1 protein-coding gene is annotated in these 423 nt (G+C 47.0%); it reads right to left on the bottom strand.

Annotated features, from left to right (window positions below; genetic code table 11):
* On the bottom strand, nucleotides 1–423 hold a 423-nt coding region (locus tag PGU50_RS14170; RefSeq protein WP_330672556.1), incomplete at both ends, for a putative PEP-binding protein.

Raw genomic sequence — 423 nt, 5'->3', positions numbered from 1 at the left:
TCCAAAGTAATCCACCTGCTTGTCTGCTCCGATATCCAGGGTACGGATAATGACCTTTTTGCCTGCCATATTTTCTGCAACCTGTTTGTATACCTGAAACTGCTGTTCTTCGGTCGGGAAATCTTCGCTTTCCAGATACAGGAATTCGCTTCGGAAAAGTCCGATCCCTCCTGCATCATTTTTAAGTACGGCGCCCACATCGGAAAGATTACCGATATTCGCATAGACATTAATCTTCTGTCCGGAAAGGGTGACATTCTCTTTGCCCTTCAGTTCTTCCAGAAGTGTTTTCTGTCTGCGGTCTTCTTCGCGCTTTTCGGTCATAGCCTTCATGGTCTCTTCATCCGGATCAATGTAGATGGTCCCGGTAAAGCCGTCGATGGCTGCCATATGTCCGTCATATTCTTTTGCAAGCCCTTCTCC

The organism is Coprococcus sp. AM11-30B, assembly GCF_027674365.1.
GTDB lineage: Bacteria > Bacillota > Clostridia > Lachnospirales > Lachnospiraceae > Allocoprococcus > Allocoprococcus comes.
Note: the sequence above shows the minus strand (reverse complement) of the source record. Positions and strands in the feature narration are given on the sequence as shown.